The organism is Paenibacillus pabuli NBRC 13638 (genome assembly GCF_001514495.1).
GTDB classification, from domain to species: domain Bacteria; phylum Bacillota; class Bacilli; order Paenibacillales; family Paenibacillaceae; genus Paenibacillus; species Paenibacillus pabuli.
Genome location: NZ_BCNM01000026.1, coordinates 46,941 through 73,346, shown reverse-complemented (window position 1 = coordinate 73,346; position 26,406 = coordinate 46,941). Strand labels below are relative to the sequence as shown.

Annotated in this window: 24 protein-coding genes and 2 pseudogenes; 15 read left to right on the top strand and 11 right to left on the bottom strand. The window is 44.8% G+C overall.

What is annotated here, in order from left to right; translation table 11 throughout:
• The first annotated feature begins 25 nt into the window (after positions 1-25).
• Complete coding sequence (locus PPA03S_RS27595; RefSeq protein ID WP_062328321.1) at positions 26-424, top strand: RidA family protein; 399 nt, start codon at positions 26-28, stop codon at positions 422-424.
• Between the two features lie 119 nt (positions 425-543).
• Here the strand turns inward: PPA03S_RS27595 and PPA03S_RS27590 are convergent, their stop codons facing one another.
• Positions 544-1,704: a S8 family peptidase gene (locus PPA03S_RS27590; protein ID WP_062328317.1), complete on the bottom strand. Its 1,161-nt coding sequence runs from the start codon at positions 1,702-1,704 to the stop codon at positions 544-546.
• 201 nt (positions 1,705-1,905) lie between these two features.
• Here PPA03S_RS27590 and PPA03S_RS27585 point away from each other — a divergent pair, with 201 nt between their 5' ends.
• From PPA03S_RS27585 to PPA03S_RS27550, 8 genes and pseudogenes are all read left to right on the top strand, one after another.
• Positions 1,906-2,445: a GNAT family N-acetyltransferase gene (locus tag PPA03S_RS27585; RefSeq protein WP_068964272.1), complete on the top strand. Its 540-nt coding sequence runs from the start codon at positions 1,906-1,908 to the stop codon at positions 2,443-2,445.
• A 138-nt stretch (positions 2,446-2,583) separates the two neighbouring features.
• Positions 2,584-3,438 carry a Cof-type HAD-IIB family hydrolase gene (locus PPA03S_RS27580; RefSeq protein ID WP_174532165.1) on the top strand — a complete coding sequence of 285 codons (855 nt, stop codon included), beginning with the start codon at positions 2,584-2,586 and terminating at the stop codon, positions 3,436-3,438.
• Between the two features lie 188 nt (positions 3,439-3,626).
• Positions 3,627-4,892, top strand: a complete 1,266-nt coding sequence (locus PPA03S_RS27575) for a beta-propeller fold lactonase family protein (RefSeq protein WP_062328314.1) — start codon at positions 3,627-3,629, stop codon at positions 4,890-4,892.
• Between the two features lie 18 nt (positions 4,893-4,910).
• Positions 4,911-5,132 carry a hypothetical protein gene (locus tag PPA03S_RS27570; protein ID WP_062328309.1) on the top strand — a complete coding sequence of 74 codons (222 nt, stop codon included), beginning with the start codon at positions 4,911-4,913 and terminating at the stop codon, positions 5,130-5,132.
• 316 nt (positions 5,133-5,448) lie between these two features.
• The gene (fabD, locus tag PPA03S_RS27565; RefSeq protein WP_062328306.1) at positions 5,449-6,651 is read left to right on the top strand and encodes an ACP S-malonyltransferase; all 1,203 of its coding nucleotides are present in this window, start codon (positions 5,449-5,451) and stop codon (positions 6,649-6,651) included.
• Positions 6,652-6,924: 273 nt separating this feature from the next.
• Positions 6,925-7,332, top strand: a pseudogene (locus PPA03S_RS27560) (hypothetical protein); the annotation flags it as partial.
• Positions 7,333-7,965: 633 nt separating this feature from the next.
• Positions 7,966-8,514 (top strand): hypothetical protein, encoded by a 549-nt coding sequence (locus PPA03S_RS27555; RefSeq protein WP_062328299.1) that lies wholly within the window; start codon positions 7,966-7,968, stop codon positions 8,512-8,514.
• Between the two features lie 105 nt (positions 8,515-8,619).
• Positions 8,620-8,802 (top strand): YjfB family protein, encoded by a 183-nt coding sequence (locus PPA03S_RS27550; protein WP_062328296.1) that lies wholly within the window; start codon positions 8,620-8,622, stop codon positions 8,800-8,802.
• A gap of 137 nt (positions 8,803-8,939) precedes the next feature.
• Here PPA03S_RS27550 and PPA03S_RS27545 read toward each other — a convergent pair whose 3' ends face one another.
• The 5 genes from PPA03S_RS27545 to PPA03S_RS27525 all read right to left on the bottom strand — a co-directional run bounded on the left by PPA03S_RS27545 (position 8,940) and on the right by PPA03S_RS27525 (position 14,829).
• Positions 8,940-9,677: an HAD family hydrolase gene (locus PPA03S_RS27545; RefSeq protein WP_062328293.1), complete on the bottom strand. Its 738-nt coding sequence runs from the start codon at positions 9,675-9,677 to the stop codon at positions 8,940-8,942.
• Positions 9,678-9,751: 74 nt separating this feature from the next.
• Entirely contained in the window at positions 9,752-10,801 is a 1,050-nt protein-coding gene (locus PPA03S_RS27540) for a zinc-dependent alcohol dehydrogenase (protein ID WP_062328289.1), read from the bottom strand.
• A 246-nt stretch (positions 10,802-11,047) separates the two neighbouring features.
• Positions 11,048-12,286: an aspartate aminotransferase family protein gene (locus tag PPA03S_RS27535; RefSeq protein WP_062328287.1), complete on the bottom strand. Its 1,239-nt coding sequence runs from the start codon at positions 12,284-12,286 to the stop codon at positions 11,048-11,050.
• 89 nt (positions 12,287-12,375) lie between these two features.
• A complete protein-coding gene (locus PPA03S_RS27530; RefSeq protein ID WP_062328284.1) occupies positions 12,376-13,584 on the bottom strand; it encodes an MFS transporter in 1,209 nt (402 codons plus the stop codon).
• Positions 13,585-13,950: 366 nt separating this feature from the next.
• Complete coding sequence (locus PPA03S_RS27525; protein WP_062328283.1) at positions 13,951-14,829, bottom strand: hypothetical protein; 879 nt, start codon at positions 14,827-14,829, stop codon at positions 13,951-13,953.
• Positions 14,830-14,953: 124 nt separating this feature from the next.
• Between PPA03S_RS27525 and PPA03S_RS27520 the strand changes: the two genes are divergently transcribed.
• Positions 14,954-15,646 carry a pseudouridine synthase gene (locus tag PPA03S_RS27520; RefSeq protein ID WP_062328280.1) on the top strand — a complete coding sequence of 231 codons (693 nt, stop codon included), beginning with the start codon at positions 14,954-14,956 and terminating at the stop codon, positions 15,644-15,646.
• Positions 15,647-15,821: 175 nt separating this feature from the next.
• On the opposite strand, the gene PPA03S_RS27515 is transcribed toward PPA03S_RS27520, so the two are convergent.
• The 3 genes and pseudogenes from PPA03S_RS27515 to PPA03S_RS27505 all read right to left on the bottom strand — a co-directional run bounded on the left by PPA03S_RS27515 (position 15,822) and on the right by PPA03S_RS27505 (position 18,874).
• Positions 15,822-16,745, bottom strand: coding sequence for a DMT family transporter (locus PPA03S_RS27515; protein WP_062328277.1), 924 nt, complete (start codon positions 16,743-16,745; stop codon positions 15,822-15,824).
• Positions 16,742-17,593, bottom strand: a complete 852-nt coding sequence (locus tag PPA03S_RS27510; protein ID WP_062328275.1) for an AraC family ligand binding domain-containing protein — start codon at positions 17,591-17,593, stop codon at positions 16,742-16,744. The genes PPA03S_RS27515 and PPA03S_RS27510 overlap by 4 nt, the downstream gene beginning before the upstream one ends.
• A gap of 163 nt (positions 17,594-17,756) precedes the next feature.
• Positions 17,757-18,874: pseudogene (locus PPA03S_RS27505) on the bottom strand (NADH:flavin oxidoreductase).
• A gap of 298 nt (positions 18,875-19,172) precedes the next feature.
• Here PPA03S_RS27505 and PPA03S_RS27500 point away from each other — a divergent pair.
• Complete coding sequence (locus PPA03S_RS27500) at positions 19,173-19,670, top strand: TetR/AcrR family transcriptional regulator (RefSeq protein WP_062328272.1); 498 nt, start codon at positions 19,173-19,175, stop codon at positions 19,668-19,670.
• Positions 19,671-19,830: 160 nt separating this feature from the next.
• Here the strand turns inward: PPA03S_RS27500 and PPA03S_RS27495 are convergent, their stop codons facing one another.
• Complete coding sequence (locus PPA03S_RS27495; protein ID WP_062328269.1) at positions 19,831-21,084, bottom strand: cytochrome P450; 1,254 nt, start codon at positions 21,082-21,084, stop codon at positions 19,831-19,833.
• A 97-nt stretch (positions 21,085-21,181) separates the two neighbouring features.
• Here PPA03S_RS27495 and PPA03S_RS27490 point away from each other — a divergent pair, with 97 nt between their 5' ends.
• The 3 genes from PPA03S_RS27490 to PPA03S_RS27480 are packed head-to-tail and all read left to right on the top strand — an operon-like array spanning position 21,182 to position 23,301.
• Positions 21,182-22,339: a YhgE/Pip domain-containing protein gene (locus PPA03S_RS27490; protein WP_062328268.1), complete on the top strand. Its 1,158-nt coding sequence runs from the start codon at positions 21,182-21,184 to the stop codon at positions 22,337-22,339.
• A gap of 23 nt (positions 22,340-22,362) precedes the next feature.
• Positions 22,363-22,956 (top strand): PadR family transcriptional regulator, encoded by a 594-nt coding sequence (locus tag PPA03S_RS27485; protein ID WP_062328265.1) that lies wholly within the window; start codon positions 22,363-22,365, stop codon positions 22,954-22,956.
• A 33-nt stretch (positions 22,957-22,989) separates the two neighbouring features.
• Positions 22,990-23,301: a Dabb family protein gene (locus PPA03S_RS27480; RefSeq protein WP_245683748.1), complete on the top strand. Its 312-nt coding sequence runs from the start codon at positions 22,990-22,992 to the stop codon at positions 23,299-23,301.
• 113 nt (positions 23,302-23,414) lie between these two features.
• Here PPA03S_RS27480 and PPA03S_RS27475 read toward each other — a convergent pair whose 3' ends face one another.
• Positions 23,415-24,476, bottom strand: a complete 1,062-nt coding sequence (locus PPA03S_RS27475) for an S-layer homology domain-containing protein (RefSeq protein ID WP_062328262.1) — start codon at positions 24,474-24,476, stop codon at positions 23,415-23,417.
• 355 nt (positions 24,477-24,831) lie between these two features.
• Here PPA03S_RS27475 and PPA03S_RS27470 point away from each other — a divergent pair, with 355 nt between their 5' ends.
• Positions 24,832-26,148, top strand: coding sequence for a nucleobase:cation symporter-2 family protein (locus tag PPA03S_RS27470; protein WP_062328259.1), 1,317 nt, complete (start codon positions 24,832-24,834; stop codon positions 26,146-26,148).
• Positions 26,149-26,406 lie beyond the last annotated feature (258 nt).

Here is a 26,406-nt window from a genome sequence, read left to right as displayed (position 1 = left end):
TTTTAAGAATGACGAGGTAATCAACATGAAAACTAACAAAATTACTAGAAAAAATCCATCGAATATGCCAGCTCCTGTAGGACAGTACACGCATATTACAAGAATTCCGAGGAATGCAGAGTTATTCGTGACGTCGGGTCAAATTGGAGCAGATCGTAGAGGGCACTTTCCGGACAGTCTGAATGAGCAAGTCACGAATACATTCAATAATATTAAAACAGTACTCGAATCTGAGCGTTTAGATGCTGAACATATTATCAAAGTAAACGTATGGGCAACGGAGGAAATCGACTGGGATTTCTTATATGGCGAGTGGGAGCAATTATTTAGTCATGATTATCCTGCGATGACGATTGGATATATTACGAAGCTAGGTCTCCCAGAGATTAAAATTGAAATAGAACTTTGGGCAGCAAAAGTTTAAATTAAAATCAATTACAAGCAAACCAAGGAACATCTAACTTACAGATGCTCCTTGGTTTTATTAATTTTTGAAACATGGAGAGGGCTAGCCCTGTGCAATCATGATTGAATGTAGGTGTGCTATGGCACTTGAAGACTCTGATAGGCATTCAGTCGCCCATAGGTCCAGTAGACACCGGAACCAGATACGGGATCGGAAGCGAAGCAAAGTGCATCGCGAATTTGGGCATTGGTTTTGCCGCGGGCAGCGAGCAGTGCAGCCACGCCTGCTACATGCGGAGCTGCCATGGATGTACCGCTCATATAGGCATAGGAACCGCCCAAATATGTGGACAGGATGGAATCACCCGGAGCGGCCATATCCACCCACGAGCCGTAGTTCGAAAAGTTCGATTTGAGGTCGGAAGGATTGGTTGAAGCTACCGCAATGACGTTCGGATAAGATGCCGGTACAATCGGAAATGAAGTGTTATCATTACCTGCCGCTGCGATGATGACAGCCCCCCGATCCCATGCATATTGTACGGCAGCTTGAAGAAAAGCTTCTCCCTTTGGTCCACCGAGACTCAGGTTAACGACTTGAACACCGTTATTGGCGGCGTAAACAAGCCCGTTTCCGACATTGCCCGTTGTACCTTGTCCATTGTTGTCCAGTACACGTAGCGGAACGATGGAAGCAAGCGGCGCAGTACCTGCAATGCCCACCCCATTGTTGGTTATAGAGGCCGCGATGCCGGCAACATGCGTGCCGTGCCCATTACCATCTTCAGGAATATTGTCGTAGTCGACGTAATCGTAACCGGGCAGGATCTTGCCAGCGAGCTCGGGGTGATTCATCTGTACACCTGTATCAATGATAGCGATTTTCACGGAGCTGTTACCCTGGGAAATATCCCAGGCAGCGGAAGCATTGATTTTTTGCAGGTTATATTGATAGGGAAAAAAGGGGTCATTTGGAGTAAATGATGACTGAAGATAATAGTTGGGCTCAGCGTGTTCGATGAGCATGTGATCCTTGTAATGTTTGAGCATGCGATGCATTTTCTTTTTTGATTCGATGCGATACCAGCCCAGATCTTCGTACGTTTCGGCTACGTTACATTTTGCTTTCTGATGCAGGGTGTGCATCTCATCGGCTGTTGTACCTTGCTTGAATTTGATTAACAGCTGTTTGGGTGCATGGGGGTGAAACTTTTTGGCTGCACGCTTATCTTCCGCATATCGACAGACGTACCCAATGGCTATGAAGGTTGCGGCAGAGATTCCTAGCCATATCCACATATGTTCTTCCCCCTCTTAATTATTAATGTCACGCCTTATCGTATGCGATCTCTATCAGATCGCGCGGGCTCTCTGCTATTTTGGATAGAAGTTTAGATAGATTGATAGGAAAGTACTAATTCGGTAGAATTGTAAATAGAGAGCGAACTTGTATTTCAGATGGGTTCGTATACAGAGCAGAAAAAGGGCTCGAATCCAAGGATGAGGAATGAGGAATTTTTGACACAGCATCAGACCGAACCGAGAGTGATAGCTATTCAGGAGCACCAAGTAAATGATGCCATTGATTTTGCCATGCGTGTTCGCAGAGAAGTGTTTCCGATGATGGACCATGGGAAATTACCCGTTGATCTGGAGCGATTCAAAGAACATTATGTGGATTCAGCCGATGCTGTCTTTCTTGTTGCAGTTATGGAAGACAACCGGATTGTGGGTTCCGTTGGTATCCTGCCATATGATGGGCGCATCGAGGCAATATCAGGAAGATATCCTGCACAGTCTGCGGCGGAAATTGTGAAATGTTATGTGGATTCAGAATATCGCAGGTACGGCATCGGTTCACTTCTTGTGAGAGAACTGGAGAACGTGGTGGCCGAACTGCACTATACAACGCTTTACTTACATACACATCGCTTCTTGCCGGGAGCGGTCGATTTCTGGAAACGTCAGGGATATGTCGTTGTTGTGGAGCAGGATGATGATTGGCAGACGGTGCATATGGACAAATTGGCATGTAAGTGACCATTGGAATTATTGGAGAATGGAAGATGAATATTACTATTTTGCAGATGCCTTTGCCGGATTATTGGAGAAAGAGATGTCTGGGTTAGAATGAATATTTTAACATAACAGCAAAATACACACTGGGGGCAAGTGCAGATGAAGATGATGCAGCGAAAGATTGTTTTTATAGATATTGATGGCACCCTGGTAGACGATGACGGCAGCATTCCGTTGTCTGCACCACAGGCTTGTAAACAGGCTCGTGAGAATGGACATCTGCTCTATTTATGTACAGGCCGATCCAAGGCAGAAATCTATGATTCAATCTGGGACGTAGGTTTTGACGGTCTGATTGGTGCGGGCGGTGGTTATGTAGAGTTCGGTCAGGACGTACTGTATCACAAAAAGGTAACGGCTGAAGATGTACGGCATATGGTCGATTTCTTTAATGAACACCAGATTGACTTCTACCTGGAATCCAATTCGGCTTTGTACGCAAGCAGCCATCTTCAACCGCATCTGGAACGTCGCATCTATGGGGATGTGGAGAATGATCCCGCTGCCAGAGCGAAGAAGGAACAGAAGCCCCATCCTTTTATTACCGGATTGACGTATGGCGAAGCTGATTTGTATAAGGATGACGTAAACAAGGTTTGTTTTCTGGAAAGCCCTGTTGTTCCATTTGAGCGGATTAAGCAGGAGTTTGAAGGCAAATTTGAAGTCATTCAATGCACAGTTCCCGTCTTCGGTGAAGGGAGTGGTGAACTGATGATTCCGGGTATTCATAAAGCGATTGCCATCGCAGATTTGCTGGAACATTTGGGCATGTCGCGTGAAGATACACTCGCCATCGGGGACGGCATGAATGATGCCGAAATGCTGGAGTTTTGTGCTGTAGGAATTGCAATGGGTAATGCCAAGCCAGGACTCAAAGCCATTGCAGATGATATCACCGGAACAGTGGAAGAGGATGGGCTGTATCACAGTTTTGTGAAGTATGGATTAATCTAATCCTATCTAACTATAAAACCAAGTTGAGATGCCAAGACGGGTATACGCACTCCTTTTATCCCAAACCTTATTTTAGACCCTGCATATATTAATTGCAGGGTCTTTATTTTGCTTTAAACTGATCACTTTTATTTAGTGCGTAAGCCTTGAGATTGAATCATAACATCTAAGTGGAGGAGATTATCGAAATGGCCATTTTGTCAACCGGACCTATTGAGAATAATGCCGTCAGCGATGTTCGGCCAACTCAACAAGTTACAGTTAAAATCGATAACAGGAATTCTCTGGAAGGTTCCGTTGCTTTGATACAAGGTTATAACTTGACCTTAACGAGGAGTTTATATGTTAGCGAGCAAATATCCATTGCTCCGGATCAAGTTGTGACAAGGACTTATTTCGCCGATCTTGATGCGTTTGAATTCGTCTTTACAATAGAAGGTGTAGCTATAGAGCAAACAGAGATTTCCGTGTGGGGCAAAAATGCATCCGGGCAGCTTGTCGCGGCCCATCGATTAGTCTCTTCCGAACTTGAAATAGAGGAGGACAACACATCAGTCAACCGCATTTATGTAGCCAATTTCAATAGTAACGATGTTTCCGTCATTAACGGCGAAACGAATACGGTGATTGCTACCATTCCTGTGGGAACGAATCCTGCAGGGATTGACGTCAATCCATTAACGAGTCGTATTTATGTCGCAAACAGAAGCAGTAATACCATTTCCGTCATTAATAGTGTAACCAACGCAGTGATTGCTTCTGTTCCGGTTGGGAATGAGCCAAGTGACGTAGGTGTCGATATAGCAACCAATGGCATTTATACGGCAAATTTTAATTCATTGGACACAACTGAAGATGTAACCGTCATTGACGGATTGACCAACACGGTGATTGATGCTATCACTATTCCGGGGCTCAATTTTTTAACTGGAGTAGGCGTCAATTCCTTAACCAACCGGATCTATGCAGCTAATTTTAATTCTGATACTGTATCTGTGATCGATGGAGTAACCAATACAGTGATTGCTACGATACCCGTTCAGGTCAATCCATTCCGTGTAGGTGTCAATCCAGCCACCAACCGTATTTATGTATCGAATTTTACCAGTAATACGGTTTCCGTTATTGATGGTGTGACGAATACCGTAATTGATACCATTCCAGTCGGCGTTACGCCAGCTGAAGTAGCGGTTAATACCTCCACAAACGCTATTTACGTACCCAATCGAGATACGGATAATGTTTCAGTAATTAGTGGATTAACCAATACGGTGATTGCTACTGTTCCGGTCGGGATTAATCCAAACGGGGCGGGCGCCAATCCGTTAACCAATCGAGTTTATGTAAGCAATCAAGATGACAATACCATTTCTGTGATCGATGGCGAAACAAATACGGTGATTGCTACCATTCCGGTGGGGGCACGTCCGTTCGCAGTAGGTGTAAATCCGTAGAAAGGTGAGGGGATTCGGATGAAAGAAGTTATAACGGCATCAGACTTAATGGAGCAGCTGATCACCATGAACAAAGAAAATTCTGTATGCCAGGTTAGGATTCCAGGTAAGGGGATGTATGTAATTGTATTACAGGACGATTATTCAACTGTACCATCTTCAGATCAAATGTTGAGTGATACAGAGAACGAAGTGAGCGAAAAAATCGGATCTGAAATAAAGAGGAATCCGTTTCTCTGAGGATAAGAGTCTTGAATGATCAGATCAGAAAGGAAGAGGCATCTCCTTAACGGAGGTGTCTATTTGCATTAGTACTCAGACTACAGACAAGATCCAGTAAAGAACAACACTAAATGTTCCGACACAGAGGCCAACAAGGAGCCCAAAAAGAATCACGAATTTTTTTCCGTCCATAGAAATAGATGACCCTCCTTTTGACTTTATTATTGCATAACTCCCAATGAAAGTTTATTATAAATTTTGCAAACAAGGGATTTATTGGTTTTAAAGTAGCGTGTGTATATGAAATTTAAAATTGAATACTTGGAGGTTGCGGATGAGTAATGTAGCTCTGTTGTTTCCGGGACAAGGTTCTCAGATGGTTGGAATGGGTAAGGGCTTTTGGAATCATTTTGAAGAAGCCAGGAAGTTATTTGAAGAAGCCAGTGATGCTATTTCTATTGATTTGAGAAAGTTATGTTTTGAAGGCAGCATGAATGATTTAACAATGACGATGAACGCTCAGCCTGCACTTTTAACCGTTAGTGTCATCGCTTATCAGGTGTATATGCAAGAAATAGGTGTGGCACCTGCTTATTTGGCTGGACATAGTTTGGGAGAATATTCAGCTCTGGTATGCGCGGGTGTTCTTTCTTTTCATGACGCTATTAAACTTGTGAGACAACGAGGCATCATTATGCACAATGCAGACCCACATCAGCAAGGGACCATGGCGGCGATCTCACACATTCCATTAAATACACTCCAAAAAATATGCGAAGAAGTTTCCACGAGCGAGCATCCTGTCTGCGTAGCTTGTATAAATACCGACCAGCAGTTTGTGATCTCTGGACATCGTCGCTCCATACAGGAAGTTATAAAAAGGACAGAATCCATGGAAGCAAAACACGCTTATATCAACGTGAGTGGTCCCTATCATTCGCCTATGATGCAGCGCGCAGCAGAACAATTCAAAGTTGAACTGGACCAAAATCAATATGAACCTGCTAAATCTCCGATTATTTCCAATGTTACAGCAGCACCTTATCAGTCTGATCTATCTGTCGCGGAATACTTGAATATGCAGATGACTATGCCTGTACGATGGTCAGAGTCTATGCACTATCTGCTTGAAAATGGGGTTACTGAAGTTATAGAGCTGGGTTCAAAACATGTGTTAGTTAGTCTTATGAGTAAAATAACGAAGCGTATTATCCCTTATTCTCTAAGTCAGCCTTCCGATTTACTAATACTAACGAATACCAGTGAAAGAAAAAATAAGCTGTTAACGCTTCGTAAAACGTGGTTATCCAAGATAATGGTAACTGCATTCATCTCACGCAACTACAACCCAGATTCAATATCATATACCCAAACGGTTGATCCTTTGTTTCATCAATTACAACGGGTAAAGGAACAAATAAAGAATGGATATGAACTCAGTGAAGAAGAGATCAATGATACTCTACAGGTATGCGATTCCATTCTCACAGCAAAACAAACTCCAATGAATGCAAGTACACTGATTGATGCAATCTAGTACCCTATCTGTTCTCACACAAGATCTATAATATAGCGCCAGGCTGCCTCATTAAAGGTGGCCTTTTTTGTCGTTTGATGCTTCAGAAGTTATTGGAGGTACAGACGTTTTGTCATAAATATGTAAAAAACGAGCCTTTTAATCTCTATATTTTACCATATAGTAACAATAAATTGATTGAAATGACATATATTTATATGGTAAAATTTTACTTGAAAGCATGTGTAACTAATTAGATAAGCATGATAGAGATGATCCATTTGGAGGAGAGATATGTATACTAATCAGTTTCTAACATTAGTGGATGTCATCCACGACAGAAGTAAAATAACGGACCGTGGTATTCGTTTTATCGACGCAGACAAACGTGAAAATTTTATATCATACCATCAATTATTCAATGAAGCACAAGGTTATTTGGGTCATCTACAAGATATCGGCATGAAACCAAAACAAGAGATTATTTTTCAAATCCAAGAAAACAAACAGTTTTTAGTCGCATTCTGGGCTTGTCTGCTTGGTGGATTCATCCCCGTACCTGTGAGTATTGGTGAAGATGAAGAGCAAAACTTGAAGGTATGCCGTATTTGGGAATTGTTAAATAACCCCTTCATGATTGCATCTGAAAAGGTGCTGGATAAAATGAAGAAATTCGCATTAGATCATGAATTACTAGATTTTCAGAGGTGTAGTGTACAAGATCGTGCGAATATTCACTAACCTAAGTGGGCGAGAATGTGCCTTGAGTGTGCGAGCAAGCGATAGAGGCGCTATATAAGTGGGTTTTCTCCTCGGAGACTTTTGTTTCGAAGACTTTCGCTTCGGCGGTATACGGGTTCGTTATCCGCTTTCTTCTCTCTCACTTGCAATTAGAGCAAGAGGGTGTGGGGAAGAAGCGTGGTGAGCGCTAATGAACTAGAGACACGTTATATCGGAATTTGGAGCCGTTTGTAGCTTTTTTGGGGAAGATTCCAGAAAATAACGTGTCGGGTGTTCCTTACATTTGAAAAAGACTGTTTCGGGTCCAAATAAGACGTCCTAGGTTTCTTAGAAAATCGTCTGGCTACTCCCAAGATAAACAAGCGTGTACTTCAAGGCTTTTCGAGCCGCTGGCAGCTTTCATGGTGCGGTATGCATGATGGCGTGGGCATGCCTGAGTTTGAAGGCATTCGCTAGTATACAAGCTAGTACACAAGCAAACCCAAACAGCTTCGATTCAATGGAATCGGAGCTGTTTGGGTTGTTTTTGTTCAGTTGTTTGTGATAATTTCCTCGGACTGAGCAACAATAGGAGGTTAGTCCCGTCTATGAGGTATGAAGACATTTGCAAGGGGTGTGGAGATGAAACGATTATGTTTAATATTCATCACATTATTGTGTATTATCAGCGGCTGCAATTCGAAAACCAATCAACTTCCTATACCCAATGCTATGCCCCAAGAAATGCCTGAGGATTTCAATTTTATGGTTCGTTTCGGGTATGGTGAGGTGAGAAAAAATGAAATAAACACCTATAAAGATCAGGTTGTTAAGGATCTCATCATTAAGGGAACTGCCACGGCAGACATCGCCTTGACCACAGAAGAGATGCGCAGCATCTATAAAAAGATGTATGAGATCAATGTAATGGGGATGCAAGATGTTGCATTAACCGGTTCATACTGTTCAAAAGAACCTTATAATGAAGAGAGTTGGCAAATGACTGTGGATGGAGCAATCCAGTCTCTTATGTGGTCGGATCAACATTGTGATGTTACAAACGAGGCAGATCAGTTATTGAAACTGCGAAAGTTTATTCAGCAGATCGTCGAAAACAAAGAAGCCTATAAAGAACTGCCCGAAGCAGAGGGAGGGTATGAGTGAAGGGATGTTCTTCTTGCATTTTTAACCGAGCCTTTAACAATTAATCCATTCCGACCGATATATAATAAGTACACCCAATGACAAGATAGCGAAAGGAGTACGAGTATGGATATTGCAGCATTATCAATGGCCATGAGCCAGGCTTCCGTAACACAAACAGCGAGCTTGCAGGTGATGTCTATGTCCAAAGACATGGCAGAGCAACAAGGCCAGCAATTGACGGAAATGTTAAAGTCGCTTCCGGCTCCTCATCCCAATCTGGGTGGCAGTCTGGATATTTCAGTTTAGTTAAATTACAGCATGTGTCCTCAGGCAACACCCATTGCAGCAAGCAAAACCCAAACAGCTCCAATTCCAAGGAATTGAAGCCGTTTGGGTTGTTTTATTTGCTAATCCTGTATGTTCATACCAGACCTATGATCTTCTCAGCGCAGCTCCGACAAGCTTGGCGCGCGGCCTTCCAACGGAAGTGTATCTTTCAGCGTCCATAACTCATCGTAACTGGAAATCTGAAGATCGGCTTTGGATAAGTCCTGGTCGCCTGATCCCGGATTATGGTATCCGATGCAGCGCATGCCTGCACTTTTGGCGGCCTGAACACCATTGCGCGAATCCTCAATGACAAGACAGTTCGAAGGGGAAGCTCCAATCATTTCAGCTGTAGTCAGGAAAATATCCGGATCCGGTTTGCCGTTTGCGACCTCCTCACCCGTCATTCGGACCTCAAAGTATTTTCCAAGTCCAGTCTTGTCCATGATCAGATCGATCAGTGCACGTGGAGAGGAAGAAGCAACGGCTATCGGAATGTGCTGCTCATGCAGCCAGCTTAACCAGCGTTCCACGGAAGGCATGGCCGTCAGCTTCGGGTGAGCCAGCATCGTCTGCATCACATTATGTTGATGGTAGGCGAGGGCTTCTTCCACGGTAGCCGTCAACTGGTGCTTGTCCAACACTTGCCGCCACATCGATTCCAGCGTAACGCCAACATAGGTGTGATGTTCCGCCTCCGTCATCTTTGCGCCAAAATGGGCAAAAGAGCTGCGCTCAATCTCGAAATAAATCGGTTCGCTGTCAATCAGTACGCCATCCATGTCAAAAATGACTGCCTGAATGCTGTCATCTTTCGACTCTCCCAGCCCATCAAACTCCTTGTTTGCTACCATGTTGTATTCCTCCTCCAGGATTCTGTAAGCTATGATCTCTAATTTATCTCAATCATGATTAACTTGCTACTACTTTAGATACTGGAGCCGCTGGATTGCAGCACCACTTTGATGGCATGTGATGAAGCTTGAAGTGTGCGCCCCTGAATATCGCAGCCGAGTGTGCGGAATGCCTCTTCGTAATCCTCCAACGGGAAAGAGTGGGTGATAATTTTTTTCGCCGGGATAATCTGCTGCTCAATCATGTAATGTGCTGTTGCGAATGTGCCAAGGGAGTCGATGGAGCCAATAATTTTCAGACTGCGGTCCACAACTTCTTTTGGATTAAACGATGTGTTTCCATCTCTCAGACCAACCAGCATGAGATAACCGCCGCTGGCGAGCTGCGAAAGCACTTGTGTGCCCACCACGCCTGTCGTATCCACAATCATATCAACCTGATTGGTTGTGGGTGCCAGCGATTCTATCGCATTTTCAAAGGATGAATGAACTTCCCAGCGATCCGGTGCAATTGAACCTGCAATAGCCAGACGTTCTTCGGAGATGTCGACGAGACAGCCAGTGACACCTTTGGAAGCGAGGGCATAGCTGTACAGAATGCCGATCGGGCCCGCGCCGAGAATAATAGTTCTGAAATTCGGCAGCAGTTGGATCTGATTAATACCCGTAAGCATGCAGCTCAGCGGTTCCGTTAGGGTCGCTTCCTCATAGCTCACATGGTCCTTCAATTTATACAAAAAGCGATCCTCGGTTACATAATAATCCGTAAATGTACCGTCAGCACTCACACCTGTCTCCGTAACCGATTTGTGTGTGCAGTGATTTTGTCTGCCTGTTCTGCACATGTCACATTGTCCGCAGTAGTAGGTTGGATCGATGACAACCCGGTCACCCGGTTGGAGCGTAGTTACAGCAGAGCCCACTGCAATGACTTCCCCGGCAGACTCATGCCCGAGAATGACGGAAGGAACCGCATGGTATTTACCACTGACGATACCGAGATCGGTACCGCATACACCTGTTGCCCGAATCCGAACCAGCACCTGATTATCCCTGGTGATCTCCGGGACAGGCCGCTCCTCTAATGATACATCCCAAGCCGATTTGTATACCAATGCAAGCATGATATAACCTCCCTATAATAATAATAAAAATTGTATTTCAGATTACACGATAACGAAGAGAACAGAACAAACATGGAGAAGCAAGCATTCGCCTCAAAGCTTTCTGAAAGAAAGCTGCTTCGGAAGCATACCCTATCAACGGATTTTCCCCTCGGGAAAGGGAATTCAAGAAAATCCGTGGATAACAGCGATCATAAGAACGATTCGTAACCGGAACGACCACTTCGAACAGTTGCATGAAATGTTTTAGTGAACGCTGGCAAGCACTGAATCCAACCGCTCCACAATCTCAACCAGTTCGTCTTCGGTTGTGGTGAGGGAAGGTCTGACTTTGACCACATTGCCGAAGCCATAACGTGAACCTCTTAAAATCAGGTGCTCATCCGTAAAGGCACGGTCAATAATGGCATTGGTTTTATCTGTATCCGGTTCATTGTTGTCACCAACCATTTCCAATCCCCACATCAGCCCGACTCCGCGAGCTTCGCCAATACTTGGGTACTTCACCGCGAGATCGTTCAGCAACCCGCCGAGAATTTCGCCTTTACGTTTTACGTCATCCAGAAATCCCGGTTCGGATACAACCTCCAAGGTTGATTTGGCAGCCGTAACAGAGATCAGATTGCTTCCAGAAGTGAAGGAATGTTCATGCTTTTCCAGCACGTTCAGCCGGGATTGCATCAATACCGCAGCAACAGGCACGCCGATTCCGCCGAGACCTTTGGCAAGGGTAATCATGTCAGGCTGAATATCAAACAGTTCGCTGGCGAACATGTACCCGGTACGACCAATACCCGTCTGGACTTCGTCGGCAATCAGTATAATGTTGTATTCATCACACAGTTTACGCAGGCGTTTAAAATATCCAGCAGGAGGAATGATATTGCCGCCATTGCCGAGGATCGGTTCAATGATCATGCAGGCGACTGAGCCGGAGCTTGCATATTCTATAGCATCAGAGATTGCTTCAACACATTGATATCCGCAGTCTCCGCTTGAAGATTTGAATGGGCACCGATAACAGTATGGTGCAGGTACATGAACAGAGTTGGCAACGGCCGAATTGGGGAACCGTTTCCGCCGGAAGGCATTTCCCGAAATACCGGTCGCAAACTGGGTCTGACCATGATGGGAAAGGTACAGGCTAATAATGTCTGTGGACTGGGTATATTTCTGAGCAATTTTAGTCGCACATTCGTTTGCCGTTGAACCTGTGATATCCCGCATCCATCCGGCGTTAATATCGTTTGGTGCGTATTCAATCAGATGATCGAGTACTTCATCCACATAAGGTTCAGTGAAGGAGGAAGACATATGCGTCAGATTGCCGACTTGTTCCTGAATTTTGCTTACGACATGTGGGTGATTGTAGCCCAGTGACAGATTGAACGTTCCGGATACGCCATCCAGATATTCAACGCCTGAATCGTCAATCAACTTAATCCCTTTTCCGGTTCTGAAACGGTTTTTGGTTAAAGTTTGCATACGATTCCCTCCATAATGTAATGTACTAGCCTTAACAAAGCTCATCAATCCGGATTACGCAGGCATCACCCCTCTCAAAAGCAGCGCGTTTAAATCTCCTTACCTTGGTGTGCGAGAGTTCTGTTTAAGCTACTGTTCCTTACATTCCAGAGATGAGAGAGTATAAGCGTGAAGAGTAGAATCAGGCAAAATGCGGCCAAGATCCAGATCGTATTGACAACAGGCCAATTGCTCATGCTCCAGCCGGTTACATACTGCAGGACGGCACCGCCAATACCACCGGATGCAATCAGAATACTGGTTGTTCGTTCAGTCATGCCGGGAATCAGAATATTTGCATAGACCAGAGCAATACAGAACAGACCTGACATGAATAGTCCGGTTCCAAAGATCAGCAGGTACGTTGCCCATTGGCCTGTCACGAACACCATGGCAACAGCGAAGAGAAGTGTACCCACCGTACTCCAGATCAGGAAAGGCATATAGTTGACGGCTTCTGCAATTTTTCCGGAGAAAAGACGACCGATGATCATTGCGATCCATAAGATGGATACACTGAGAGAGGCGACGGATTCCTGAAGCTGCAAGCGTTCAACGAGGATGGAAGGCAAGAAGTTCATCAGGCCAAGTTCCAGTCCCATATAGATGAAGAAAAAGATAACAAAAATAGTTAGTAATCCGAGATGTTTTTTGGAATATTGGGCTCGGCCAGTTGGATGTGCAGCAGTATTTGCACCAGCTTGCTTCAGATAAGTTGCTGCGGACTCGGGCATGGTGACCCACAGTAACATAAGCACAATCGATATAAGGGATACGGTATAAAATGTGAGATGCCACTGGTTCAGCCAGATGAATAAGGCAGCAACTGCCGGAATGAGGAGTGCGCCCAGGGCGAAGAACACATCAAGCTTGGACATCGCAACCGCTTTTTGATTCTCGGTGAATTCTATCGTAAACGCACCTACGGAGGGTTCAATGATGCCTGACCCGAAGCCTATGAGGATGGTTAGTAGAAGAACCACGGTCCAGGATGGCAATAATCCAAGAACGGCATAGGCAGCAACAATGCAGATTAAAGCAATCAACAGCATGGATTTTCTGCCAATACGGGCAGTCATGGAAGGAGCGACAAGCACCCCGACAAGAAAACCGAGGAATTGCAAAAATAGCAAAAACCCGCCATCACTGTAACCGCGCTCATAGTGTGTCAGCAGAACGGGTAAAAGCGCCCCCATGACCACGCTGGTTATGCCGATTAATAGATAAAAACCGCAGCTTAAAGCGAAAATTCTTCTCATCAGTTAGCCTCCCAAGATGGATATAAATTTTATATTATGTAAAAAATGTTTCTTTCGTATATAACTTATACCATAATTATGCAATTGTACATGCTTTTTATTGTAAAATATTGTTAAGTTTTGACGAAACGAATTAATTTTCGGTTTCCTATTTTTCCTAAATCGATTTCGTGTCGAAACGATAGATGAATCATTCAACATCAGGCAACACCGGCTTGGAAAAATCAAAAGGTTTAAGCAGCATTCTTATCGCCTGTGATTAAACAGGTAAATAGATGTATAAAACAAAAAAAATGTTTCCTGTCTGTTTAGACGGGAAACATTTTGACTTAATCAGGACCACTTCGTGAAAATACATATTTAATCTTAAATTTGAATCGCGTCCCCAAACAGCTTGCGTGCGATGTCCCAATTGACGCCAAGTTTACCTTGCCAGCCCGCCCAAGGCATCTCCATATCGGAACGACCTTTGGTATTGTTAAGCAATAACTCACCATTTAGAATCTCCTCGTTGTTTGTCCAATGATCAGGACTTAATGAGAGAACCTGATTGGGCAGTACACCTACCCGGGACAGCGCCTGAAGGATACTGCGGCGAATTCCGGCGTGACCTTTAACCAATTTTTCCGCTGTTAGCCGTTTCTCAAATTTCCCTGGAGACTCTTCGTCCCCAGCCTGATCCAGCATGCGAAGCAGTTGATTGAATGTGGTGATATCCTCTATCGTTGGAGTCACGTGTCCCTGTTCAAATAGCCCGATTAACTCCGTTAGATCGGCGTAGGTACCTACGCTTGTCCCACTATAATCATAACCCTGGTGGAGAGCATATCGAATGTTGGATAGATTCTTCCAGCACTCATCGCTATGACTGAAACCGCAAACGTTGCAAGCCAGGAAGCGTTCCGCCTCTTCGTAAGCATGCGGCTGTAAATGAATCATCAGATGGTAGCTTGCGAGCGTAGAGATGCCTCGTGGATAACTGCCCCCGACACCTGCAATAAATGCTTGGGTAACCGTGGACCAGGAAAGACTCGAATGCTGCTGTAGAGCAATGAGTTGTTGAATAATATCATCATGACGGATCAATTTCAGATCATTAGCGACCCAGCCGTTTGTGATCAATACATCCTGTTCAGCAGGAGTAAGTGTATCTGTTTGATAGAGCATAACTTCGCGTTCCCTATCATAAGTACCATTCGCATGCTGATATAACTTTTTCAGGACTCTCATGCTTTTTTTGTCCATGGATAGCTCCTTCCAGAGTGCGTATTGGCTTTCCTATGTACCTTTGGTATAACGGCTCGTTGCTTCGTTCCATTATAAATGAGATGATATGGATTGGAAATCAGTAGATGAGAAGTGGTGGAACATGCGTATTAACAAATACATAAGTGAGACGGGATTTTGTTCGCGCCGGGAAACGAACCGTTTAATTGCAGCCGGTCGCATCACGATTAATGGCCAAGTCTGTGAGAAAGGAGCGGATGTAGAACCAGAGGATATCGTGCTCATTGATGGCGAGGAAATTCCTTTTAATGATAGCGAGCCTGTATACCTTGCTCTGAATAAACCGATGGGTATCGTCTGTACGGCAGCGGAACAGGTGAAGGGCAACATCATTCAGTATGTGAATTATCCCTCACGTATTTTTGCGATCGGCAGGTTGGATAAAGCATCCGAGGGTTTGATTTTGCTTACCAACGATGGAGATATTGTGAACAAGATGATGCGTTCGGAGCATAACCATGAGAAGGAATATGTGGTCACCGTGGACAAACCTGTGACGGACGAATTCTTGCAGGCCATGTCCCAAGGCGTTGAAATTCTGAACGTGGTAACCAAGCCATGTGAGGTCTACAAGCAAAGTGAAGAGGTATTCCGTATTATCCTGACTCAGGGGTTAAATCTGCAAATCCGCAGAATGTGCAAAGCCCTGGGGTACAGAGTGTTAAAGCTGGAGCGTATTCGCATTATGAATATTACACTGGATCAGCTGGAACGTGGGGAGTGGAGACATCTGGAGAAGCAGGAGCTGGAGAACCTTCTGTCCATGTTGAACTAGGAATAATTCGAATCCAATCGATGTACCCGCAAAATGAAGAAGGAAGAGAGGCACTAATCCGTTTGGATTAATGCCTCTTTTGACTGTAAGACTTAATGAGCTTTATCCAACTTAATATGCACAATCATTACGATGCTGTAGTTCCGGACGTGAACCAACCATACCCTACTGAAGCCTACTGCAGCTCTGGTAGCATGCTGGTAGAGGCTTTGCTTCGCACTTTCCGTTCTGAAATAAACGATCCAACCAACGTTAACCCAGCTCCCAGCAGCGTGATCCAGGTAATCCGTTCATATAGAATCAGGGCAGAAGCGATGACGGTAATGACAGGCACCAGATAAATGTAGACACTTGTTTTGACGGCTCCCAAGAGACTCACTGCCCGGTTCCAGGTCACAAAACATAAGGCAGAGGCACCCAGTCCAAGGAACAGAACGTTCGAGAGGTTGGCCATGTTGGCGAAGCGCCCGAGATCGAAGTGGAATTCGAACAGGAACAAGGCCGGCAGCATGAACATCAGCCCATAGAAAAACACTTTACGTGTAGCTCCAATGGTGTGATAGGGAAGCTCGCCTATTTTGCGCATGAGTACCGAATAAATGGCCCATACGGCAGGGGCTATACATGCGAGCAGATCTCCCAGCGGATCCAGTTGCAGAATGAAACTGCCGTTCAGTCCGATCAGAATGATACCTGTCAAGGCAATGCCGAAGCCAACGATAAACCTCTTGTGTAACCTCTCTCCATCCAGAAAGAAATGCGCAAGTACGGCAGTGAAGAAGGGGGCAATCGAGACGATGACGCCTGCATTGGAAGCGAGTGTGTATACCAGTGCAATATTTTCAATGAGAAAATATAATGTCACACCACACAACCCTGCTGCAATAAACAGCAATTCTTCTCTGAACGAAGTAACCCGCAATGAACGCGGATAGATCAGGAAGAGCACCACATAGCCAATCAGGAAGCGGAAAAAGAGAATTTCCACCGGGGTGAAGTCAATGAGCAGTACCTTGGTGGAAATAAACGTCGTTCCCCAGATCATAATCGTAAGTAAGGCCAGCAGATGCCCAGTGGATACTTTGTTCTGACTTGTCATGACATGTGATCCGCTGCACGCTTTGAATCCGCTTCATGGTTGAAGATGCGTCGGTACTGTTTTGGCGTCAAGCCGATCAGTTTTTTGAAAAAGTTCGTAAAGTGACTCTGGTCACTGAAACCAGTCTGCGCAGCCACCTCGATCGGGAGTTCCCCTTGCTCCAACAGCTTTTTGGCCTGGTTGATGCGAATCGTTTCCAGGTAGCGATACGGGGATATTCCTTTTTGGCGGGTGAATACACGCAGTAGATGATATTTGCTCATGCCTGTCCACTCGGCCAATTGGTTTAGCGTAATGCTCTCCATATAATGAGACTCTATGTACTCGCATATGCGTCTGATCTCAATCGTGACGTCCTGAGCAGAAATAGGCGGTTCAGCATCCGCATATTCTCTTAGCAGCTGTTCCAGCAGGAAGAGCAACAATTCTTCTTTGTGGAAATCGGATTGCTCCTCCAAGATCATCTGGTGCAGTTCATGCAAGGAAGCAACATGTTCACTTTGGGGAAGTACTGGAGAAGTAAACCGGGGCAAGTAATCTCGTCCGGTGATTTCCTGTACATATTGGCGCATGACCTCGGGCTGAATGTTGATGCAGCGATAATCGAGGGTTCTTCCGTCCACCTGCTCGCAGGCATGGGGATCATGCGGATTAAAGATAATCATGTCTCCAGTGTTCAGGATATATTCTTCGTTATTACATACGAGATGCCGCTTGCCTTGCTCAATAAATCCAATGACGTAATAGTCATGAAAATGATTGGGGAATTTCTGCATAATGCCTTCGAATTGATAGGCTTCAAGCTGTAGATTGGTATCGAAGACCACGGTTCGCACTTCGCGAGTCACCTGCTGCACCTTCTTTCTAGTAAGTTAATGTCAGTATAATATGAAAAGAAGGGTTCATTCTTGGACGATATTGCTCGTCTTTCTTGTTCAACATCTAAATAACCAAAATACCCGCTGCCCCTCAGTTCAGGGATGACGAGTACTTTGGTTCAATTATAGCTCATTATAACAGCGTAGCGAGCGATTCAGGCGAAAACGCCTGAATTTCATTCACACGGCCATCTCGGATTTTCACAGCCCACGCCGGATCAGCGAGAAGTGCACGCCCAACGGCAACCAGATCAAATTCCTGCTGGTCCAACCGATGGAGAAGATCATCCAGATCCTTGTGCCCTGCACCTTTACCTTCCGTATAGAGACTGGTGAATTCATCATCCAAACCGACAGAGCCCACGGCGATCGTTGGTTTGCCTGTCAGTTTTTTCACCCAGCCCGCAAATCCAAGTTCCGACCCTTCATATTCCGGCTCCCAGAACCGACGTGTCGAGCAGTGAAATATATCGATGCCGGCCTGTACCAACACATGTAGAAACTGCTCCAGCTTTTCCGGTGTATCTAACGGTTTGACGTAATAATCGCTCATTTTCCATTGCGACAAACGAATGGCAATCGGGTAATCGGGACCCACGGCAGTTCGGATGGCCTGTATAAGTTCCGTGGCGAATTGTGTACGTTTGATCAGATCACCACCGTAGCGGTCTGTCCGTGTATTCGTTTTGTCCCAGAAAAATTGGTCGACCAGGTAACCGTGTGCTCCTTGAATTTCGATGCCGTTAAATCCAAGCTGTTTGGCTTGAATCGCTGCATCGACAAAGGCTTGAATAATGAGGGTGATTTCTTCTTCACTCATCGGTTTGCCTGTCAGATTACCTTCCAGATCAATGCCTGATGGCCCATGGAGGGTGCTTCGGGATAAGGTTGTGATCCTGCTGGACGAGCCATGCCCATATGCCAGAGCTGAGGAAATATTTTACCACCGGCTTCATGGACTTGTCTGACGACTTCTGCCCAACCGTCTAATGCTTCTTCGCCGTAGAACAAAGGCACTCTCGGTTCGCTTGTAGCAGCCGGATGGTTAATAACCGTACCTTCGGTCACAATAAGGCCCACACCATTCTCGGCACGACGGCGATAATAAGCGGCTACATCCGGTCCAGGCACGCCATTGGGGGAAAAGGCACGGCCCATGGCAGGCATGACGATGCGGGATTGCAGCGTTAAGTGATGAATCGTATAGGGTTGAAACAGATCTGTGGCTTGGATTTGCTGATGATTACTCAATGGATTGCACCTCCTGTATGGTGTACCTCCTTGCGGGGTACGAGTGCAATCGTAGCAAGGTATGGAGTCGTCTCTCAACCGACAATTTATCCAATATGTAGTTTAAGCGAAAACAGCAGCAGATTGTCGCATTGTTTTATATCACTTGTTGACAAAACAGCAGATATTTATAATGGGAACAAGATTAGTTTTGAAAGAAAAGGAGTAGTAGGCATATGTCCGGTGTATTTCCCCCAATCCAAACGATCCGCGGGTTATTCGAACACGTCAATTAATACAGAATGCCTTCCTGACTCATTTGAATAATAAAGATTTCTACTCCATTACGATTCGGGATATCACGCAAGAGGCGACCATTAATCGTGCAACATTCTATGCCCATTTTGCGGACAAGTATGAACTGCTGGAGACCGTACTGTCATTTGCCTTTGAAGAATACGTTCTCAAAATGGTAGATACGCAGGCACCCTTGATGGAAGAGACCGTGAAACAGCTTGTTATTTCCTTATGTAATTATCATGATTCAAGCAACCAATGTATCAAGAAGTATGCGTCCGTTGCACCAATCTTTGAAGAAAATATTAAGACTCAACTGGAGCGACTCATTTTTCAGATTATTACAAGGGACTCGGATTCTAGGGAGAGACAGCCGCTGGAATATGTATCCACGATGTTAAGCTGGTCCATCTACGGTTTGACCTATCGCTGGAATCTGGAGGGCAGGCAGGAATCTCCTTCTGATTTGGCGGAGCGGATGGTGCCGTTTATCATGAATGGAGCAGGTCTGTTGAATTAGCGAATGGCAGCATCGAAAGATAGGCAATAACGGAGGGTAGACGGTGAATTGTAAAAGCCAGAGAGAAAGAGCAGATGGGATCTGCTCTTTTTGGTTTGATTTTATTATATTAAAATGCCGTGAACCTAACTATCCATAAATGGTATATACGCATACGTATTTACGTAAACAGCTTCAAAGGAAGGCTTGTTAAAGATTGGCCTGCTGCTGAAGGGATGAGATTCTCTTCCAGATTGAATTCTTTCACAGGTTCAATTCTGGTGAAGGTTTTTAGGAAAGTAGTCAGTACAATTTTGGCTTCCAGACGCGCCAGGGGTGCCCCCAGACAGAAGTGGGTACCAAAACCGAAGGCAAGCTGCTTATTATTATTCGAGCGATGAATATTCAGTGTGAAAGGATCTGCGAACATACGTTCATCCATATTGGCTGCACTCATCCACGCAACGATAGCGTCTCCTTTTTTCAACTTAACGCCAAGCAGTTCGTTATCCTTTTTGACTTCGCGATCCATTTTGCTGATGTGAAAACGATATCGAAGCATTTCTTCTACTGCAGCTGGAACAAGCTCAAGGTTATCTCTGAGTTCGGCATACAATTCCGGTTGATCATATAAAAGCGCATAGAACGAGTTGGCCAGCAGATTGCTGGTCGTTTCAATGCCTGCCCCCAGAATAAACATGGTGGTTCGCACAATCTCTTCATCCGTAAAGTGCTCGCCATCCAATTCAACCTGAATCAGGTCTGATATGATATCTTCTCCCAGATTGGATCTTTTGGACACGACGAAAGGATATAAGTACTTGAAATATTCCTCCCCGGCAACCTTTTTTAATTGGTTAATTTGATCAAAAGTGGCATCCGTTGTGGGCATAAACATCGTGTCCACCCATTTTTTAAACAAAAGACGATCATTGGAAGGAATGCCAAGCAGATCCGCCATGATAATGACAGGAAACATGCTTGTATAGGCTTCAACAATGTCCACTTCCGATTGATGTTCAAATTCTCTGATCAGTTCTTCGGCTACAGCTTCTATTCTCGGTTCCCAAAGCTTGAGACTTCTCGGTGTAAATGCACTTGCAAGTAGTGATCTCCGCTTGCGATGTTCCGGCGGATCTACGTTATGAATATCCAGCTTGTCCGGCATGTGATGATCGTTATCCGCGCCTTTTTCTTCACTCGAATATCCTACGTTAACAATGGACCTTTTTCTCACACTGGAGAAATGCTCGTGATCATTAAGCACGGTTTTGACAAGATCATACCTGAATACATGCCAGGAATCGCTTTCCTCATTGTAGATGACGGGTTCCTGATCCAGCATGCTGCGATACCAACGGTAGGGACTGAATTCTTCTTCTTTCGATTGGAAATTCGTGATTTCAGACAGAGAAATGATAGAGCTCTTCGTCATTCGTTACGCCTCCTTGGTTGGTCTCATTGACAAATATAACAAACAAGAGTACTTTAATTCAAGTAGTTTAAATCAAAACAACAAGGTGGAGTAGAGCGTGAAGGACATACTGAAGCACGGCGGAGTCAAAGCTGGCATATTTATGATTATTTTTTATCAAATTGTAATGTTGACCGTTTTCATGTCAGGGTATAGTGCAATCCCGAAAAATGTAACCAATCTTACCGTAGCCATTGTCAACGAAGACAAGCAATCCGGTACTGAATTTGTGCATAAATTGCAGGAGCAACTGCCATTCACGGTGGTAACCAATGAATCACTGGAACAGGCGAAGACAGGACTTGAAGACAGGGATATTCATATGATCATACGTATACCGGGTGATTTTACGGAGAAACTGTCTGAACAGGGCGGCAAAGCCCAATTGCAATATCTGATTAATGAATCAAATCCAACTACGATAACCAGTTCAATGAAAAATGTAGCAGCTGAAATTACTGCGCAGATGGGCGCACAGGTTCAGGCACAGAGCTTTGAAGGTGTACTCAGCAGCATGCAGGTTTCCGCGGAGCAATCGAAACAGATTGTGGAGTCCACCATGGGCAAAGTATCATCCGACATCGTTCTGAGCAACCCGCAGCCAGCGGGCATGCAGAATCAGATGGCACCGATGTTCATTACAATGGCGCTTTATGTTGGGGCCATGATCTATGCAATGCAAAGCATTGGCGGAATGAAACAACTGCAAGGACAGATGGGGAAATGGAAGGCGTTCTTTGCGATGCGAGGAACCAACCTGCTTATTTCCATTCTTGCTCCACTTGTAGGGATCGGCATTTATTTTATGGTGCAAGGTTATGGAGTAGAGATATTTCTGGAAATGTGGATGGTACACAGCTTGCAGCTGTTTGTGTCGATTGAGTTCACCAGTATCTTTATCATGCTTCTCGGTCAAGGCGGAATGCTCATCAATATGATATTTGTTCTCAGCCAATCCATTGCGAATGGAACGTCCATGTCACCAGAGATGATGCCCGGATATTTCAAATTTGTGAGTCAGATCACCCCAATGTTCTATTCAACACATTTGGATTATAATATTCTCTTTGGCGGTGGGAAAACGGTTCAATATGCGGTCGGATTGGCCTTGGTGGGCTTGGGAGCCTTTGTTATCAATATGGCCATTCATCATTTCAAGAAAGCCAAGCAGACGGATACGACACAGGAGCCTGTACAACAGCCTGTTATGATATAAAATAGAAATGATGAGGGTAGGCGATGATGAAAAAGCTGTACCCTTGGATGAGCAGAATGGGGGCAGTCACAATGTCGATTCAAATATTTATACTCGGTGCACTGAGTGAGGGAAATTATTATCCTTATGACATTAAGAAGCGAATTGGTAAACATCTGGATCAAACGGATGCCAGGATCACCGAAGGCACCATTTATTATAATTTTGAAGTGTTGCTGAAGAAGGGCCTAATCGAGAAGGTTGAAACGATCCAAACTGAAAATCGACCGGATAAAACGACCTATGGAATTACCGAAAAAGGCCGCCGGTCCCTGGAAGAAAGCATATATAAAGTGTTCCAGAAGTTTACGAATGTGCAGTCTTTATACGCTGCGTTAGTCCATCTGGATAAGGTGGATAATCAGAAGATCGCCTATTTGATTGAGGATATTATTGCGAAGATGAATAAGAAGCTGGAATATATCGATCTCCAAGCAGCTCAGGAGGTGGATGTGCAAGCGGATTTGAAATACGCACTGTTGTTGATGAAAGATCATGCCTACCAGTCCATACAGAGTGACATACTCTGGCTTCAGAAGCTGCTGCATCATGTTCAGAGCAGAGTATTAAAAAGCTAATTAACTCGTTAAAGGAATGAGGAGGAAAAGAAGATGATGTATGAACATTTGGTCGCCTTTAAATTGAACGATAAAATCACTCCGGTCAAACAGCAGGAATTAGTGGCTCAATTGCTCGCGTTACAGGAACAGATTCCTGGAATTGTGGAACTCACCGCAGGGATTAATGTAACAGAGGAGACAGACCAGATTCAGGGCTTCACCCTTGGCCTGAGAGTGACGTTTGAAGATCAGGAAGCACTGCGAGCTTACGGTCCGCATCCTGCACATCAGGCATTTGTAGCCTCCCTGAATGAGTGGGTGGAGAACGTCATTGTGGTGGATTATCCGATCCCCTCAAGATGAGGGGCTTGGAATCACTGGTTGTCTGAAATAGCTGTTTAATGGTTTATTGGAATAATAACAAAAAGCACTGAACCCGGTTCAGTGCTTTTTGTTATTTATCAGTGTTTCTGATGTTATCCCTCATAAGGTAAAACCGCGTAGATTTTCCAGGTGTTATCATCCATTTTCTTGAGCCTATACAACCCGTCTAATGAAATGGTTTCTTCGTTTAGGTCCTTACCTGCATTGATGCTCGTTTTAATCTTGCCGCCATTCGCTTCCAATACGGCATATTGATTGGAGCGCTCCACAATGGAGAAAACAGGTTTGGAGATCCATTCAATATCCATCTGGGTTTGCTCATCCAGAGCGGATGTCAGATCTTCAAGCGAAGTGAGATTAAAGGAGAGCTGATAACCGGTGTAATATGTAGCATAGGTATCAGACACTTGATCGTAGCTGTGCTCAGACATCAACTTAATCTCCTGTTCGGTTGCGTTGGAAGCCAGAGTAATCAGTTCAGTTGTATCAGGGAGCTGGGTCTGTTCCAAACGTAAAGCCCGCTCTAGCATGACAACCGATTGGGCGCGAGTGGCTTTCGCAAACGGTTGAAACGTGGTGGTCGTCATACCTGAAACGATCCCTGTTTGGCTTGCTTTTGCAATGGCCGAGGCTGCGTAATAGTTGGGGACATCCTTAAAGGTTTTGGCAGAGCCTTCAAATTGGATGGAGCTGGAGAAAGTCCGTACAACCATAACGGCAATATCTCCGCGGGTGATAGGGAGATCTGGACCAAATTCAGTACTGGATATGCCTCCAACTACGCCGAGTGAACTAGCGATCCGGACCGCATCGGCATACCATTTGCCTGCGTTCACATCATTAAAGGCTATCCCTTGAGCAGTGCTATGTAGTCCGGCCGCCTGTACAAGAATAGAAACAAATTCTGCACGGGTAATGGGATGATTGGGCTTGAGAGCCACTTCGCCAGTACTTAGAGGATACCCGTTTAGCAAATCAGCATTAACGAAGTTGTCAAGGGTTTCGTATGCCCAGTGATCGTCAATGTCTGTTGGATAGTATAAGTCCAACGATTTGTAGGAATCGGCAGCAGCGGCCTTATTCCAAGGACAGGCTAGTAACACTAAAAGCATGGTTAAGTAAAATAGGGTGATACCTTTAAACTTTTGTCTCATCTAGGAAGTTCCTCCCGAATTTCTCAAATTTGCCGTTAATCATCATAACAGAGATCAAGAGATTGATCTAAAGGAAATCTTTACTATTAAATCGTGACGTGTAATTATCCTTAGCGGAGAAGTATGGGGATGTGCAACGTTATTCAACTTTTGTTGTAAGATTAATTAACATATAATAGATCGTGTTTTGTGTTTGTTTTGTACAATACGCATAAAAGGACTGAATTTATTTATATATTGCAACAATTCTATGTTATGAATCATGGAACTTCCCGTAATTGTTTATATAATGTGAATCAACATAACATGGTTTTGCAGCGGTAAAGTGATTCTAAATTACAGGGGGCAGGTTAGGATGAGAGAAACCAAGAGAATGAAGATTTTTTCACTGGGAATTCAGCATGTATTGGCGATGTATGCCGGGGCGATTTTGGTTCCGCTGCTTGTGGGCAGGGCGCTGAATCTGACGGCAGAACAACTCGCGTATCTGGTATCCATCGACTTGTTAACCTGTGGTATCGCAACATGGCTTCAGACCCGCAAAGGAAAGTATTTGGGAATAGGTTTGCCAGCGGTACTCGGAAGCTCATTTGTTGCCGTTACACCCATGATTGCAATTGGATCACAGTATGGGATTCCGGCCATTTATGGTTCCATTATTGCAGCAGGGGTATTTATCGTTATATGTGCGGTCTTCTTTAGCAAAATCGTCAAATTGTTTCCTCCAGTCGTGATTGGTACGGTCGTAACGATTATTGGTCTGGCCCTGATCCCAACGGGGATCAAAAACATGGCAGGAGGAGCAAATAGCGAGAATTTCGGAAGTCTGGACGATTTGGCACTCTCATTCGGTGTGTTGCTCTTCATTCTGATCCTGAATCGATATGCTCGCGGTTTTGTCAAATCTCTCGCCGTTCTCCTCGGCATTATTGTGGGTACACTCGTCGCTGCCCTCATGGGAAAAGTGAATTTCAATTCCGTGCAGGAAGCCTCCTGGTTCCACTTGCCACAGCCCTTCTACTTTGGATGGCCTACCTTCGAGATTGGCCCAATTATTACCATGATTATTGTAGGTACGGTTGTCATTATCGAGTCTACAGGTGTATTTATGGCCCTGAGCAAAATTTGTGATCAACCGATCAACGAAAAGGATCTGGCACGGGGGTATCGCGCAGAAGGTCTGGCGTTTGTCCTTGGCGGCATATTCAATGCTTTTCCGTATAACACATTTGCCCAGAACGTTGGTTTGGTTCAGCTCTCCAAGGTAAAAACGACCAATGTCGTTGTAGCGGCTGGAGGTATCCTGATCTTTCTCGGACTTATTCCCAAAGTTGCAGCATTTGCAACGATTATTCCAAGCGCAGTACTTGGAGGGGCGACGGTTGTTCTGTTCGGCATGGTGGTCTCATCCGGGATTAAAATGCTGCAAAATGTGGATTTCAGCAAGCAATCCAATCTATTGATCGTTGCTTGTTCGGTTTCACTTGGTCTTGGTGTCACGGCTGTGCCCGATCTGTTTGCCCAACTGCCCCAAAGTATCCGTATTATTGTCAGCGACGGCATTATCACAGGCAGTTTGTGCGCGATCCTGCTCAATGTCTTCTTTAACCTCGGATTTAAAAAGGAAAGTTTGCCCGTACAGGCCGTACAGGCGCAAGAAGCACATACGTAATCCTTTCTTTTAAACAGGTAAGCAAACCGGAGACGTTGGTTTCCGGTTTTTTCCGGGTGACGTCAAATCAGGACTTTAGATGCAATCTCAGCAAAATCTATTTACAAATATTGGTCAAGAGTCTAAACTATATGTAAGCGTTTTAAAAGTTAAAGCGCTTTAACTTTTATTGGGAGGTGAGTGCGTCTCGCGAAGATCGTGCCAATAATTTCATCATCAGGATGCTGCACTGGATTATCCGCTTAAAGGTTATGTCAT